Genomic DNA, 13,535 nt, shown 5'->3' on the forward strand with positions numbered 1-13,535 from the left:
CATTGGAATAAAAAACGAGCAAACATATTTGTTTGCTCGTTTCACTTTATTTCAATTCACATTTATCAAGTGGAATCACTTTCGTTTTCTTCGTAAATTTATATCCTAACCATAGTACTAAGAAGAGTGGTAAACCGATGTAAGAAACGAGTACACCGTTCCAATCGATTGCTTCGCCCATGAATGCGCCGTAGTTTTGTCCTAAAATTACGATGACACAAAGTGCAAATGCGAAGATTGGACCGAACGGGAACCATTTTGCTCTATATGGTAAGTCTTTTAAATCTTTACCTTGAGCGATATATGCTTTACGGAAACGGTAATGACTAATTGCGATTCCGACCCATGCGATAAAGCCAGACATTCCAGATGCGTTTAATAACCAAATGTATACAACACCGTCACCGAATAAGGAAGCAATGAAAGCGATACTACCAACAATTGACGTTACGATTAATGCGTTAACAGGTACACCGCGGCTATCTAATTTACCAAGAAACTTCGGTGCTTTACCTTGGCGAGCTAAGTCCCAAAGCATACGAGTTGATGCGTACATTCCAGAGTTACCAGCAGATAGTACTGCCGTTAAAATAACAGCGTTCATAACAGAAGCAGCAAAGGCAACGCCTGCTTTTTCAAAAATAAGTGTAAATGGACTTACTGTAACATCACTTGCGGCAAGGCTTTCAGTTGTATAAGGAATTAATAAACCGATAACGAGAATCGCAAGGATATAGAATAAAAGAATACGCCAAAAGATCGAGCGAATTGCTTTCGGAATGTTACGCTCTGGATCAGCAGTTTCACCAGCAGCAACTCCTAATAATTCAGTTCCTTGGAAGGAGAACCCAGCAGCCATAAATACACCGATAATTGCCATAATGCCGCCATTAAATGGCGCATCTGCAACAGTGAAGTTTTTAAAGCCAACAGATTCGCCGCCCATAATCCCGAAAATCATCATGAAGCCGACAATTAAAAAGATAATAATAGTAACTACTTTAATAAGTGCGAACCAATATTCAGATTCACCAAACCCTTTAACAGATAAATAGTTTAAAAGGAAAATAATAGCTAAACATAATCCACTCCAAATAAGAGAAGGGGTATCTGGGAACCAAAATTTCATAATTAATGTTACAGCAGCGAGTTCAGCAGCAATTGTAATGGCCCAGTTATACCAATAGTTCCATCCAAGTGCAAAGCCAAGGGACGGATCAACAAATTTTGTTGCATAAGTACTAAAAGATCCAGTAACAGGCATGTAAGCTGCGAGTTCAGCTAAGCTTGTCATTAAAAAGTAAACCATAATCCCGATTGCGGCGTATGCAATTAATGCGCCACCAGGTCCAGCTGAATGGATGACACCACCGCTGGCAAGAAATAGTCCGGTACCGATTGTACCACCGAGAGAAATCATCGTAAGGTGACGAGATTTTAATCCGCGTTTTAATTCACCTTGTCCTTGTGTAGTTTGCGTTTTAGAGGTAGCTTGATTCGTTGCGCTATTCATGTTCAACACTCCTTTTCTTGTAAGATAGGAAGGAACGGGGGAGAAAAATACAAAAAACCGCCAAAGGAATTTGGCGGAACGTTTCACAAATAACCACCCCATCATACCCTTCCGTTAAGATAGCACCCCACGTTTACACGGTAATTTTGTAAACGTGACAGTTCTGTTCCTTTCGGAGACAGACCCAGCTCATAATTCCAGAGAAGAAATATAAACTTCGGCAACTTTTCCTTTCAAACGGAGTCGGTGACATTCTCTGTGTCTCGTCCGTTTTACTCATAAAAGTCGCAACCTCTACCTCATCGGATTGATGAGGATTTGATATATTGCTAAGATTTTTAATATATGGCAATTGTAATGACTTTCTGAATATATTGCAAGATATTTTGTTAGGAAAAGTCAAAAAATATCGGTTATTGTATAGGAAACGCTCGCAAAACTCCACCCGAACCAACTGTTATGTAAAAAAATAAAGAAAGAAATTGTTATACAAATGTTTCGCAAAAAATATTGAAAAACCCTCTAAAATTAAAAGAAAATTCAGAAAATATAATTCGACATAAGTATCAAAAGAGGATTATTCCTTAAATTCGTTTCAAAGAATAAGTATAAATCTGATAAATAGAATGAATATTCTATTTATTTCTGGTAAAATTGAAGTATTGTTTAATTGAAAAGGGGACATCAACATGAAATTAGAAACAGAAAGGCTCTATATAGTACCGTGTACAGAAGAGAGGATGCACGTTGCGAGCAAGCAAGGATATGATAGTGGTCCACATATTGTAGGACATGTAGAAACTGTAAAAAAAGATAAGGAAGTATTACCTTGGGGCGCGTGGTATGTCATTCGAAAAGAAGATGACATCGTTCTAGGTGATATAGGGTTTAAAGGGAAACCAAATGAGGAACATATAGTAGAAATTGGTTACGGATTTATTGAGAAATATTGGAATAAAGGGTATGCGACAGAAGCTGTAAGAGAGCTAATAAATTGGGCTTTTCAAACAGAAGAGGTAGAAACGATTATTGCAGAGACACTTCTTGAAAATATTAGCTCGATTCGTGTATTAGAGAAACTACATATGAAGAGAATTGGCACTACAGAAACGATGATTAATTGGAAAATAGAACAATAAAAAATACCGCTCGAAGTATATCGGGCGGTATTTTTATCGTTATGGTAGCATTTGTTTTTGATCATTCGGATATCCAGCTGTCGATGCGTTAGAACGCTTGGAATGATTGTGAACAGCAATGAAAATAGAAATAATAACGACAAGACCAACTGCCACGTAAGAAAGTGAAATAATAGTTGGATCAACTTTAAATGTAGTAAGCAGTGTACGAATGTTTGTAAAGATAATAAGGCCACCAACTAATACGCCAAGTAAATGAGAAGGAACGATGCGCACTAACCATGCAGCGATCGGTGCCGCAACGATACCACCGAGCATAAGAGAAAATACCCAAACCCAGCTTACTTGTTCCCAGCCAAGAGAAATGAAAAAGCCGATTGTTGCAGCGAGTGAGACAGGAAACTCACTCGTGTCTACAGATCCGATAACTTTTCTAGCTTCATTTCCTCTTGCCAAAAGTACAGGTGTCGTAATTGGCCCCCAGCCACCACCACCAGTTGAATCAACGAATCCAGCAAATAAGCCAAGCGGAACAAGCTGTTTAGCAGACATACGCTTATTTGAAGTAACAATTTGTTTTTGAATGAGGAATCGTAATAAAATATAAACCCCTAAAGTAAATAAAAATACGGAAATGTACGGTTTAATTACATCGCCAGGTAAATTACTTAAAAAACATGCTCCAATAAATGCGCCAATTGCTCCTGGCAATGTAAGCCTGGAAACGGTATATTTATCAACGTTTCCAAATTTGAGGTGAGATGCACCAGAAGCGGCGGTTGTAACGACTTCAGCTAAATGAACAGATGCGGAAGCTACAGCCGGTGCGATACCAAACATTAATAATAGTGAGGTAGATGTTACCCCGTACGCCATTCCAAGCGCCCCATCAATCAATTGAGCGAAAAATCCAATAATAGCAAAGACAATTAATTTCTGCATAAATAATCCCCCTGTAATAATAAATGAAAAAGACACTTTTCCCGTATGAGAAAAGTGCCTTTGGTTTTTCCAATCAGCAATAATTAAATTTGTTTCATTATAATACATATTAATCGTATAAATCAACTGGGTTTTAAAGTTTTTTGAATTGAATGAAAGAAAAATAAAATATACAATAAAAGGATGGAGAGAAAGGGGAGAAAGACATGTTACGATTTGATCATCTCGTACACGCAGTACACGGTACACCGGAGGAAGCGGCGAAACAAATGCAGGAGCGTGGATTTCATACTGCACTAGGCGGAGAGCATACGGCCTGGGGTACTTGGAATAGTTTATGTTATTTTGATTTATCCTATATAGAATTTTTAGCAATTCAGCATGAAGAAAAAGCGAAGAAAGCAAACAATCCATTAGTACAAGAAACAGTAGTGAAATTACAAGACGGAGAAGGAATGCTACAAATCGCAATTCGAGCAGATGCCATTGAAGACCTAGCAGTTAAGTTTAGTAAGCAAGGTTTACATACGGTAGGACCATTTGAAGGGAAACGTATGAGAAAAGATGGCCGCCTTTTAGAATGGAAAATGTTATTTGTAAAGCAAGAGGAAAACGGACCGAAATTACCATTCTTTATACAATGGAATGAAACGGATGAAGAAAGAAGAAACGATTTACGTAACATAGGGACGATCACTGAACATAAAAACAAAGTACAACAAATTGAAACGATTCATTACGCAGTGAAAAATGTTCGAGAAACAGTACGGAAATGGAAAGAAGTAATGGGGCTAACTGCAAGCCAGGTCGTTAAAAATGAAGAATGGAATGCAGAGTGCCAAAGCGTATCATTTGGAGATGTTCATGTGCAGTTTTGTGAACCAAAAGGAGAAGGGTTAGTACTAGAACGTTTGAATCATCATGGCGAATATCCATTTGCAGTGGAGTGTAATGGGGAAAATAAACGAGAGCATGAAGTGTTAAGTAGTTTGTACATATATTGATAGAGGTGAACATAGTGGAAGAAACACTTAGAGAGATAGAGAGAAAACTAGAATGGCCTCGTATTACAAAGTGTACAGCTATTTCAAAAGGTTTTTCACATGAAGAGAAATATAAAATAGAATTAGAAAATAGAGTGACATATTTTGTAAAAATATGTGATGCTGTTCATTTTGAACGTAAACAAGAAGAATATACGTATATGAAACAATTAGAGTTATTACATATTCCTACGCCTAAGTTCATTCATTTTATAAAGCTGGAGGATTTAAATAAATGTATTCAAGTATTTGAATGGATCCAAGGTGTAAATGGTGAAGAAGGTTTAGGGAAACTATCGGTGGAAGAACAGTATTATGCAGGAAGAAAAGCAGGAGAAGTATTAAAGAGAATCCACTCAATTGAAAGAGAAAGTGCAAGTAATAAATGGGAAACGGTTCGATGGAATAAATACGAAAGATACGTAGAAGCGTTAGCAAACTATGAAATAGACTTCCTTGATTTGAAGCCAGTATTAAGTTTTGTAGGGGAGCATAAACAATTATTGAAAAATCGCCCAATCACATTTTTACACGATGACTTCCATCCAGCAAATAGTATGATTCATAATAAAGAGTTTATCGTTATAGATTTTGGTGGATATGATTTTGGCGATCCAATACATGATTTTTATAACGTAGCGATCTTTACTACAAGAATAAGTAAACCATTTGCGGTTGGACAAGTTCACGGTTATTGTGGAGGAGAACCGTCACTTCACTTTTGGCAGCTGTACTCATTATATGCAGCAATGACATTCCCAGCTGATATCGTATGGACAAACCGAAGCACGCCACATTTAGTAGATGATATGAAGGAAAGATTGAACGGAATTTTAGAAGATCATAACAATTTTTCATCCTATATTCCAAAATGGTATCAATCACAACATGAGGATATAATAAACAATAAGTAATGGAGGGATTCATATGGATAAAATAGCGGTAATTTCAGATATTCACGGTAATATTCCAGCTTTAGAATCTGTGCTGCAAGATATTAAATTAAGAGGAATTGAGCGCATCATTTGTCTTGGAGATTTAGTCGGAAAAGGCCCTCATTCTAGCGAAGTGATTAAAATCATTCGTAAAGAATGTGATGGAGTTGTAATGGGAAACTGGGATGATTTCATTACAAAACCGACTGAATTTGAAGCCTTAAAATGGCATCAAAAACAATTATCAGAAGAACAAAATGACTATTTAAGAAGCTTACCATTTTCAATCGAATTTTTTATGAGCGGCAAACTGATTCGTATGTTCCACGCTTCACCGAGAAGTTTATATGAAAGAATTCAACCACATGCCTCAAGAGAAGAGCGTATTAGTATGTTCGAAAATAGTGAGCTCACAGAGAATATAGAAGGGGAAAGAAAACCCGATGTCGTTTGCTACGGTGATGTTCACCAAGCGTTCGTTCAAAATTTCAGAGGTAAAACGTTATGTAATGCAGGTAGTGTAGGCAATCCACTTGAAATTACACAAGCTTCCTATTTAATATTTGAAGGAACATACAATGAAAAAGAAGCCGCAAGCTTTTCCATTCAACTCGTACGTGTACCGTATGATATTGAATTAGCTATCAGGCTAGCAGAAGAACTCGATATGCCAGAAATTGAAGAATACAAACAAGAATTACGGACTGCTTTATATCGAGGGTTTAAGGGAAAGTAAGCTAATCATAATATATCAACGATTTTTTCGATATATCGACTTACCGACAAATAATGACATGGATTGTTACTTGTAATTATGTTATGTAAACTAACTGTGGGAGGAAATATCATGAACCGAATACAACGCATGAAAGAAATTGCAGATCATATTTTAAAATTAAATTTAACACATCCAATAAGAGTTGGAGTAAGTGGTATTACAGCTTCAGGAAAAACAACATTGGCAAGCGAACTAGCATAATCCGAAAGAGTGTGCGGATGTTGTATTTTGGAATAGTAATTTTGATGATCCGGTAATTGTATTTAAAGGAATCTAAAATCGTGAAATGGGAGGCTTTGGATGGATAAGAAAGATAATCTGAACGATTGGCCTGTATGGGCGAATGAGTCAGTAGAGATAGTTAATGCAAATCCTGATTGGCAAGATAAAGGCCGATGTGAAGAGCAGCAATTATATGAACTGCTTGCTCCTCTAGGTATAAGCAAAGTAATACATATAGGAAGTACATCCATACCTGGTTTACCTGCAAAACCTATCATTGATCTAATGGCTGAAATAGACTCATTTGAAAGAGTACTAGATATTTCAGCTACATTGGCCATATATAATTGGCATTATGTAAGCCCAGAATTAGATGAAAGACCTTGGAGAAGGTTCTTTGTGAAAGTTAAGAATAATAGGCGTGTAGCACACCTGCATTTAATGGTTAAAGGAACTGAGCGATGGGACCATCAACTTTTATTTCGTAACCGCTTACGAGAAAATCCACAATTAGTTTATGATTATTCAAATCTGAAACAAGATTTAGCTAAAAGATATAACCAAGATAGAGAAGCATACACAAAAGCTAAAACAGAGTTTATTAAACAAGTTCTAAAATGATGCAACCTTTTATTGTAACTACGTTTGAATATAAAAGAAAAAACATACTGTATTTTATAACTTAAACTGACATGAAATGCATGTAAACAAAGTGAGAGACTGCGATGTTCTAATGTATTTCCTTTTATTTATCAGGATAAATTTTATATAATTGAATCAAGTTCATATAAGGATAGGCAATTACAGGGGATAAGGCGAAAATATGTTAATAAAGTAAAAAGGGGACAGGAAATATAATGAATGAAGTACTAGAACTAAAAGAAGAACTACTACAAATTAAAAATAATAATTATGCTGTACCAGAAGATGTAGATGCATATCCATATGCGCAGTGGATGCTAGATTATATCGGTTCACCTGATGCTGAATTACGTGATGATTTAATTTATAGTACGCTTCACACATGGATTACGAATGATGTATTTAGACAAAAAGAGTTACGAGGGTTAATGTTACAAGCGATTAGTCCTGATTATTTATTTTATAAAATTGGTGAAAAGGGAACAGACTCTGTATTTAAACGTGCATTCTCCGTATTAATTCCACCACTTATTTTATCTGTTCATGAAAGAGAACCATTGTTATCTGAAGAACAATTGTACAGTGTGGCAGAACAAGTGTTGGAATATGTATATTTAGAAGAAGATGTAAGAGGTTACGTAGAAGGAAAAGGTTGGGCACATTCTACAGCACACGCTGCTGATGCACTTGATGCTTTAGCACGTACTATACAAAATCGTGAGTTTTCATATGCGATTCTTGCAGCTGTTCGTCAGAAGGTTCGATTAAGTGATTACGTGTATGTGCACTTTGAAGATGAGCGATTAGTAAAGCCGATTATGTCTTTACGTAACCAAAATCTTTTAACTGAAGAAGAGTGGAGCAACTGGTTACACAGTATAGCAACTGTTGAAGACATTCGACATCCGCAGCATGCTATTTTAGTACAAAATATTAGAACTTTCCTAAGAAGTTTTTATTTCAGAGTTTTAGAGACAGAAGGTAGTACAGCCTTTACAGATGATATATTGGAGACTTTGAAGGGTTTACGTAGGTATTAAAAGTGATTCATCCTTAGAAACAATGAATAGATATTAATTTTGAAAAATTTATTAGAAATTTATTTTTATATTGTACCCTTTCAATATAGGTTGAAAGGGGTGTCAAATGAAAAAATTATTGAAGTCAGTGAAAATAATATTTTTAATGTGTATTAGTATGATTTTCTTTGGAACAGGCGCTGTATTTATATATCATAACTATCAATTAAAAATCGAATCGAAATTAATGAAGAATGAAGGTGAACTTGTTAATTTCGATAATAAAAAAGTGAATATTTATAATGAGGGGAGCGGGGCGGTTACATTTGTATTTATGGCCGGATCTGGAATTGCCGCTCCTGTTTATGAATTGAAAGGCTTATATAGTAAATTTTCAAAAGAAAACAAGATTTCTGTAATTGAGAGAGCGGGTTATGGATACAGTGACGTTTTTCAAGATGATAGAGATATTGATACGATATTAGAACAAACGAGAGAAGCGCTTATTCGAAGTGGAAATAAACCACCTTACATTTTAGTACCACACTCTCTATCGGGAATAGAGGCTATTTATTGGGCACAAAAATATCCAAGTGAAGTAAAAGGGATTATTGCGTTAGATATTGGTTTACCTAAACAGTACGTAACTAATAAAATAGGTATGCTTGATTCATTAAAAATAAAAGGGATGAATATTTTAACGAAATTTGGTTTTCAGAGATTAGCTCCCTCTATTACTTATAATCCCGAAGTCATTCGTCAATCCTTTTTAAACGAACAGGAAAAAGATATTTATAAAGCGCTTACGTATAAGAGGGCTTTTAATGATGATATGAAGCAAGAACTTTTACAAAGCTACAATAACAGTAAAAAATCAAATTCCTTATCGATCCCAAAAGAAACACCAATGTTATTTATAGATGCGATTGCTAGGCAATATAAAGATTCGAATTATACAAAGCAAAAAAACGAAGATTATAAGGAGTTTGCTAGCAAGTTATTAATAGCCGATGTAAAAATAATTGAAGGTACACATAGCATTTATTTATACGCTCCTGATGAAATATACAAATTTACTATGGACTTTATTAAGAATAAAGTAATGAAGAACTAAGCTATTGTTATTTTAGTGATGAAAGGTCTACATAATGAAAGTATATAACATATTAATTGTTGAAGACGATTTGATTATAGGAGAATTATTACAAAAAATTTTACAGCGCGAGAAGTATAATGTGTGTTGGGAAAAAGAGGGAAGGAAAGTTCTTGATGTAATTCATGAAATAGATTTAGTCATAATGGATGTTATGTTACCAGGCGAAGATGGTTATCAAATTACAAAGAAAATAAAAAATCTAGGATTAAATATTCCAATTATATTTCTATCAGCTAGGAATGATATGGATAGTAAACTAAAAGGTTTGACTATTGGAGAAGAATACATGATAAAACCTTTTGATCCTAGAGAGTTGTTGTTAAGGATTCAGAAAATGTTAGATAATCAATATGGTACATTCACGCAAATTAACCATTTATTTATAGATGCAGAATATAAAAGAGTTTTCATTAATGATTTGCGTAATGAAGTTGCTTTTACAGCAATCGAACGTAAAATATTCTTCTATTTATATGAAAATAGAGATAGAATTTTATCGAAAGAACACTTCTATGATTACCTATGGCAACTTGAAGATAGAAATCAAAATATCATGAACGTACATATAAAGAAAATCAGGACCAAAATTGATGATAAAACGGGTGATATTATTCAGAACATATATGGAGAAGGGTATAGACTAAATACCTATATGAAGAAATGAACTTAAAGAAAAAATATCAGTTACTATTACTCTCCGCTATTATTAGCGTACCACTGTTATTATTGTCAATTAGTATCTTTGCATCAGTTATTTATAATGTTGTCTTTAAAACTAAAAATAAGAACATTCCTTTTCACGAATCCTATGCATATCCTACGATGTTAATCATATTTTTATTATCACTATTAATATTAGCTTTTGTATTTTCAAAATCGATTAACACAGTATTAAATAAAATTAATGTATTAAATCAAACGATTCGAGATTTAGCAAGTGATAAAAAAATCCCTAATATAATAAATGTTAAAAGTGATGATGAAATGGGAGAGCTGATTAAATCAGTAAATTTGCTTATAGAAAGAACAACTTATCGAGAATTAGAACTAAAACAACAGGAACAAATAAAAAAAGAACTATTAAATAAATTACGGCATGATATTAATACACCCTTAACAGCAGTCAGATTACAATTATATTATTTAGAAGGTGAGTACAAGGAACAAGCACCAGTACTTGAATCAATGTATGAGCAGATACAATATATAAGTGATTTAACTAACGAATTTAATATTCAATCTACAGAGACCTTAGAGAATACTTATATTGTGAATGATGAAGTTAATATACATAATTTAATAGAAAATATGATTAAAAAATGGAGCTATTTGTATAGCATTCATAAAATTGAATTAGCATATAATCTACAAGATAAAGAGTTGATATGGAATAGTAATGAGTTATGGATGCAAAGGTTATTTGATAATATTTTTCAAAATGTCCTTAAACATTCTAAAGCTAAAAAACTCAAAATTATTATAGATGAAGATATTGTTTCCTTTAGAGATAATGGGATTGGGTTTGATATAAACAGTAAAGGTACGGGACTTGGTTTGAAAAATATTGAAGATATATCAAAGATGTTCGATGTAAAATACACTTTACAATCAAATAGTGGGGGTACTATGTTTTCATTTGAAAATACTAAAGTTTAGAGCAAATTACATAAAACCACCATCTCCCAACCATACTAATAAAATGTGTTGGAGGTGAATGTTATGGACGAAAAAGACTTTGAAAAAGTTTATAATGAATACTTACATCAAGGAGAAGAGCAAGCTCAATTTGAAGTAGACCATGAAGTCAATTCAGGAGCAGAACAAATTGTTGCCGTTCGTAAAAATGATGATGGGGATTTAATAGCGTTTAAAACAAGTAGCGGAAGAGAGTTAGATTATATGGCTGCACTTAGTGAAGCGAAATCAGGGAAGTTAGCTCATGTGGACGTATTTCATAAGTATGGTAGAGATATTATACGTAGTGAACCTGATGGAATAAAGGAAAATAACTTAGATAATTTACCTTCATTTTAAAAGGGTAAACCTCAAGAAGAGAATGTTCATTTCGATATTCTCTTCTTTGTTTTGCGAAGTTTTCCTTGCAAATAGACGGTTCATTTTTAAAGTGCAATCATACTTTTAAAGAGCGCTCTAAATTTCTCTTTATCTTCTGCTGTAAATGGTTTTGGTCCCTTTGTACGCTTACCGCTTTTTCGAACCATTGCACTTAAATACCGTGTTTGTAACAATTGTTCAATGTTATCATTCGTATACTTATAGCCTTTATGGTGTAGCACGATACAGCCTTTTGCTAAAGCGAGCGAAGCAAGACCGTAATCTTGTGTTACTATTAAATCTTCTTTTTGAGCTAATTGCATAATTCGGTAATCTGCAGCATCTGCTCCGGAATCAACATAAATTGTTTCCACACCTTTAGGCTGCTGAGCATTAGAATAATGAGAAAAACTAGTAACGAGGGTTACAGGGATTTCAACATTCGTAGCTTCTAAAATAATTACATCTTTTACAGGACAAGCATCTGCATCAACGTAAATGTTCATTTTTATCACTCCTAAAAATAGGTTCGAGTTGATGATAATGGTAGATTTTTCTTTTGTCAAACGAGAAAGCTTTATTAAAAATTATTTTCCACAAACTAAAATAGCCTCACGCAAACGAGAAATACCCTCCTCAATTTGATTAATATCCACTTTTCCATAAGATAAACGAATATAACCATCTTTCGCGCCGAAAATACTCCCAGGCATAAATGTGATTTCTTGTTTTAAACTTTGCATAATAAGTTGTTTTTCGTTTATCGGTTCTTTTAATTTTCCCCATATGTATATACCGCCGTTCGGGTTTGAAAAAGAGATTTTATCGTGAAGTTGCTCATTTAAGGCGCGAACGATAACGTCTCTTTTTTCTGCTAATTGTTTTCGTAACTGTACGATATGAGACTGAAATGGTACAGTTTCAAAAAATTGTTGCATAAGCCACTGCGGGAAAATGCTCATACCTAATTCCATTTGGTGCCTTGCATCTGATAGCCTTTCTACTACAGACTGCGGAGCGACAAGCCAGCCAACTCGTAAGCCTGGTGCAATCATTTTAGATAAGGAATGTACATAAATGACAGTTCCATTTTCATCAATCGATTTCAAAGTAGGGCAAGGTTGTTTCTTGTCTAGAGTAAGTAAACTAGATGGATCATCCTCAACAATCGCAATTCGTAAATCTGCGCAAAGTGATAACAGTTTTTTTCTACGGTTTGGATGCAGCATTGTTCCTGTAGGATTTTGGAAATTTGGATTTAAAAAGATCATTTTAATACGATGTTTTCTATATAACTCTTGCACATCATCTGGATTAATACCGTGTTCATCGACAGGTAACGGGAAAATACGAATACCTGCTGATTGGAATAACGGTAAGGAATAACAGTGTGAAGGACTTTCGAAAGCAACTGCATCACCGGGATTTAATAAACATTGAACGATAAGGTGAAGTGCTTGCTGTGCGCCAGATGTAATCATAATGGATTGTTCAGTCGCTTCAACTTTTAAATATTCCTTCATATATTTTACGACCGCTTGTCTTAGCGGAAGATAGCCTTGCGGATGATCGTAACTTAATGAATGCGTTAACGGTTGTTCTCGTAAAATCGTTTGTAGTTGATCGTGAGGATAGAGGTTACAACCGAGCTCTCCATTTGCAAAATCTATAATGTTTTCATTTTGTTGTACTTCCGCCCGAATATGGCGAAGTAACGGCAAGTTTGGTAAAAAAGTGCCACCTTCTACGAAATTTCTCCAATTCGGCGTTAATGTTGGAGAAACGCCCCACATATGTGTACTTACACGTGTCCCTTTACCAGTCGTACTTTCCACAATCCCCATAGCACGTAGTTCATTATAAGCAGTCGTTACCGTACTTCGGTTTACATTTAACTGCATAGCTAATTTCCGTTCAGAAGGGAGGAAGCTACCAGGTGGAAGTTCTCCGTATGTAATACGCTTTTCAATAAAGTCAACAACTTGCTGATAAATAGGGATTTTACTGTCGTTATCTAGCTTCCATTCCATACAAACGCCTCCGTATCTCTTAACTACATCAAGTATAACAAATTGGCTGGGTAAAAAAACA

Annotated in this window: 15 protein-coding genes and 1 riboswitch; of the genes, 11 read left to right on the plus strand and 4 right to left on the minus strand. The window is 34.8% G+C overall.

Annotated elements, in window-relative coordinates; all coding sequences use genetic code 11:
- Positions 1-46: 46 nt before the first annotated feature.
- Positions 47-1,513: an amino acid permease gene (locus DT250_RS05065; protein WP_001083377.1), complete on the minus strand. Its 1,467-nt coding sequence runs from the start codon at positions 1,511-1,513 to the stop codon at positions 47-49.
- Between the two features lie 112 nt (positions 1,514-1,625).
- Positions 1,626-1,818, minus strand: a riboswitch (Lysine riboswitch).
- Between the two features lie 384 nt (positions 1,819-2,202).
- Between DT250_RS05065 and DT250_RS05070 the strand changes: the two genes are divergently transcribed.
- A complete protein-coding gene (locus DT250_RS05070) occupies positions 2,203-2,652 on the plus strand; it encodes a GNAT family N-acetyltransferase (protein WP_048547765.1) in 450 nt (149 codons plus the stop codon).
- 39 nt (positions 2,653-2,691) lie between these two features.
- On the opposite strand, the gene DT250_RS05075 is transcribed toward DT250_RS05070, so the two are convergent.
- A complete protein-coding gene (locus DT250_RS05075; RefSeq protein ID WP_149212708.1) occupies positions 2,692-3,702 on the minus strand; it encodes a sulfite exporter TauE/SafE family protein in 1,011 nt (336 codons plus the stop codon).
- A gap of 98 nt (positions 3,703-3,800) precedes the next feature.
- Here DT250_RS05075 and DT250_RS05080 point away from each other — a divergent pair, with 98 nt between their 5' ends.
- The 10 genes from DT250_RS05080 to DT250_RS05125 all read left to right on the plus strand — a co-directional run bounded on the left by DT250_RS05080 (position 3,801) and on the right by DT250_RS05125 (position 11,423).
- Positions 3,801-4,598 (plus strand): VOC family protein, encoded by a 798-nt coding sequence (locus DT250_RS05080; protein ID WP_149212709.1) that lies wholly within the window; start codon positions 3,801-3,803, stop codon positions 4,596-4,598.
- A 14-nt stretch (positions 4,599-4,612) separates the two neighbouring features.
- Positions 4,613-5,551 (plus strand): aminoglycoside phosphotransferase family protein, encoded by a 939-nt coding sequence (locus DT250_RS05085; protein WP_149212710.1) that lies wholly within the window; start codon positions 4,613-4,615, stop codon positions 5,549-5,551.
- A 13-nt stretch (positions 5,552-5,564) separates the two neighbouring features.
- A complete protein-coding gene (locus DT250_RS05090; RefSeq protein ID WP_060487251.1) occupies positions 5,565-6,308 on the plus strand; it encodes a metallophosphoesterase family protein in 744 nt (247 codons plus the stop codon).
- Between the two features lie 111 nt (positions 6,309-6,419).
- Entirely contained in the window at positions 6,420-6,551 is a 132-nt protein-coding gene (locus DT250_RS05095) for a hypothetical protein (protein WP_255450039.1), read from the plus strand.
- 99 nt (positions 6,552-6,650) lie between these two features.
- A complete protein-coding gene (locus tag DT250_RS05100) occupies positions 6,651-7,193 on the plus strand; it encodes a GrpB family protein (protein ID WP_097858964.1) in 543 nt (180 codons plus the stop codon).
- A 236-nt stretch (positions 7,194-7,429) separates the two neighbouring features.
- Complete coding sequence (locus DT250_RS05105; protein ID WP_088081003.1) at positions 7,430-8,254, plus strand: DUF2785 domain-containing protein; 825 nt, start codon at positions 7,430-7,432, stop codon at positions 8,252-8,254.
- A gap of 106 nt (positions 8,255-8,360) precedes the next feature.
- The gene (locus tag DT250_RS05110) at positions 8,361-9,347 is read left to right on the plus strand and encodes an alpha/beta fold hydrolase (RefSeq protein WP_149212712.1); all 987 of its coding nucleotides are present in this window, start codon (positions 8,361-8,363) and stop codon (positions 9,345-9,347) included.
- 34 nt (positions 9,348-9,381) lie between these two features.
- Entirely contained in the window at positions 9,382-10,053 is a 672-nt protein-coding gene (locus DT250_RS05115) for a response regulator transcription factor (protein WP_088609207.1), read from the plus strand.
- Positions 10,050-11,045: a sensor histidine kinase gene (locus DT250_RS05120; protein ID WP_149212713.1), complete on the plus strand. Its 996-nt coding sequence runs from the start codon at positions 10,050-10,052 to the stop codon at positions 11,043-11,045. The genes DT250_RS05115 and DT250_RS05120 overlap by 4 nt, the downstream gene beginning before the upstream one ends.
- Before the next feature lie 63 nt (positions 11,046-11,108).
- Positions 11,109-11,423: a DUF3892 domain-containing protein gene (locus tag DT250_RS05125; protein WP_149212714.1), complete on the plus strand. Its 315-nt coding sequence runs from the start codon at positions 11,109-11,111 to the stop codon at positions 11,421-11,423.
- 86 nt (positions 11,424-11,509) lie between these two features.
- On the opposite strand, the gene DT250_RS05130 is transcribed toward DT250_RS05125, so the two are convergent.
- Both DT250_RS05130 and pdxR read right to left on the minus strand, forming a co-directional pair.
- A complete protein-coding gene (locus DT250_RS05130; RefSeq protein ID WP_149212715.1) occupies positions 11,510-11,950 on the minus strand; it encodes a YaiI/YqxD family protein in 441 nt (146 codons plus the stop codon).
- Between the two features lie 81 nt (positions 11,951-12,031).
- Positions 12,032-13,474, minus strand: coding sequence for a MocR-like pyridoxine biosynthesis transcription factor PdxR (gene pdxR / locus DT250_RS05135; protein WP_149212716.1), 1,443 nt, complete (start codon positions 13,472-13,474; stop codon positions 12,032-12,034).
- Between the last annotated feature and the right edge of the window lie 61 nt (positions 13,475-13,535).

This window comes from Bacillus sp. AR2-1, assembly GCF_008368755.1.
Classification (GTDB): Bacteria; Bacillota; Bacilli; order Bacillales; family Bacillaceae_G; genus Bacillus_A; species Bacillus_A wiedmannii.

Coding starts and splice junctions, on each gene's coding strand:
- DT250_RS05115 (WP_088609207.1), top strand. CDS start 9,382: ATGAAAGTATATAACATATTAATTGTTGAAGACGATTTGATTATAGGA.
- DT250_RS05080 (WP_149212709.1), top strand. CDS start 3,801: ATGTTACGATTTGATCATCTCGTACACGCAGTACACGGTACACCGGAG.
- pdxR (WP_149212716.1), bottom strand. CDS start 13,474: ATGGAATGGAAGCTAGATAACGACAGTAAAATCCCTATTTATCAGCAA.
- DT250_RS05125 (WP_149212714.1), top strand. CDS start 11,109: ATGGACGAAAAAGACTTTGAAAAAGTTTATAATGAATACTTACATCAA.
- DT250_RS05130 (WP_149212715.1), bottom strand. CDS start 11,950: ATGAACATTTACGTTGATGCAGATGCTTGTCCTGTAAAAGATGTAATT.
- DT250_RS05120 (WP_149212713.1), top strand. CDS start 10,050: ATGAACTTAAAGAAAAAATATCAGTTACTATTACTCTCCGCTATTATT.
- DT250_RS05095 (WP_255450039.1), top strand. CDS start 6,420: ATGAACCGAATACAACGCATGAAAGAAATTGCAGATCATATTTTAAAA.
- DT250_RS05105 (WP_088081003.1), top strand. CDS start 7,430: ATGAATGAAGTACTAGAACTAAAAGAAGAACTACTACAAATTAAAAAT.
- DT250_RS05075 (WP_149212708.1), bottom strand. CDS start 3,702: ATGTATTATAATGAAACAAATTTAATTATTGCTGATTGGAAAAACCAA.
- DT250_RS05100 (WP_097858964.1), top strand. CDS start 6,651: ATGGATAAGAAAGATAATCTGAACGATTGGCCTGTATGGGCGAATGAG.
- DT250_RS05065 (WP_001083377.1), bottom strand. CDS start 1,513: ATGAATAGCGCAACGAATCAAGCTACCTCTAAAACGCAAACTACACAA.
- DT250_RS05090 (WP_060487251.1), top strand. CDS start 5,565: ATGGATAAAATAGCGGTAATTTCAGATATTCACGGTAATATTCCAGCT.
- DT250_RS05110 (WP_149212712.1), top strand. CDS start 8,361: ATGAAAAAATTATTGAAGTCAGTGAAAATAATATTTTTAATGTGTATT.
- DT250_RS05070 (WP_048547765.1), top strand. CDS start 2,203: ATGAAATTAGAAACAGAAAGGCTCTATATAGTACCGTGTACAGAAGAG.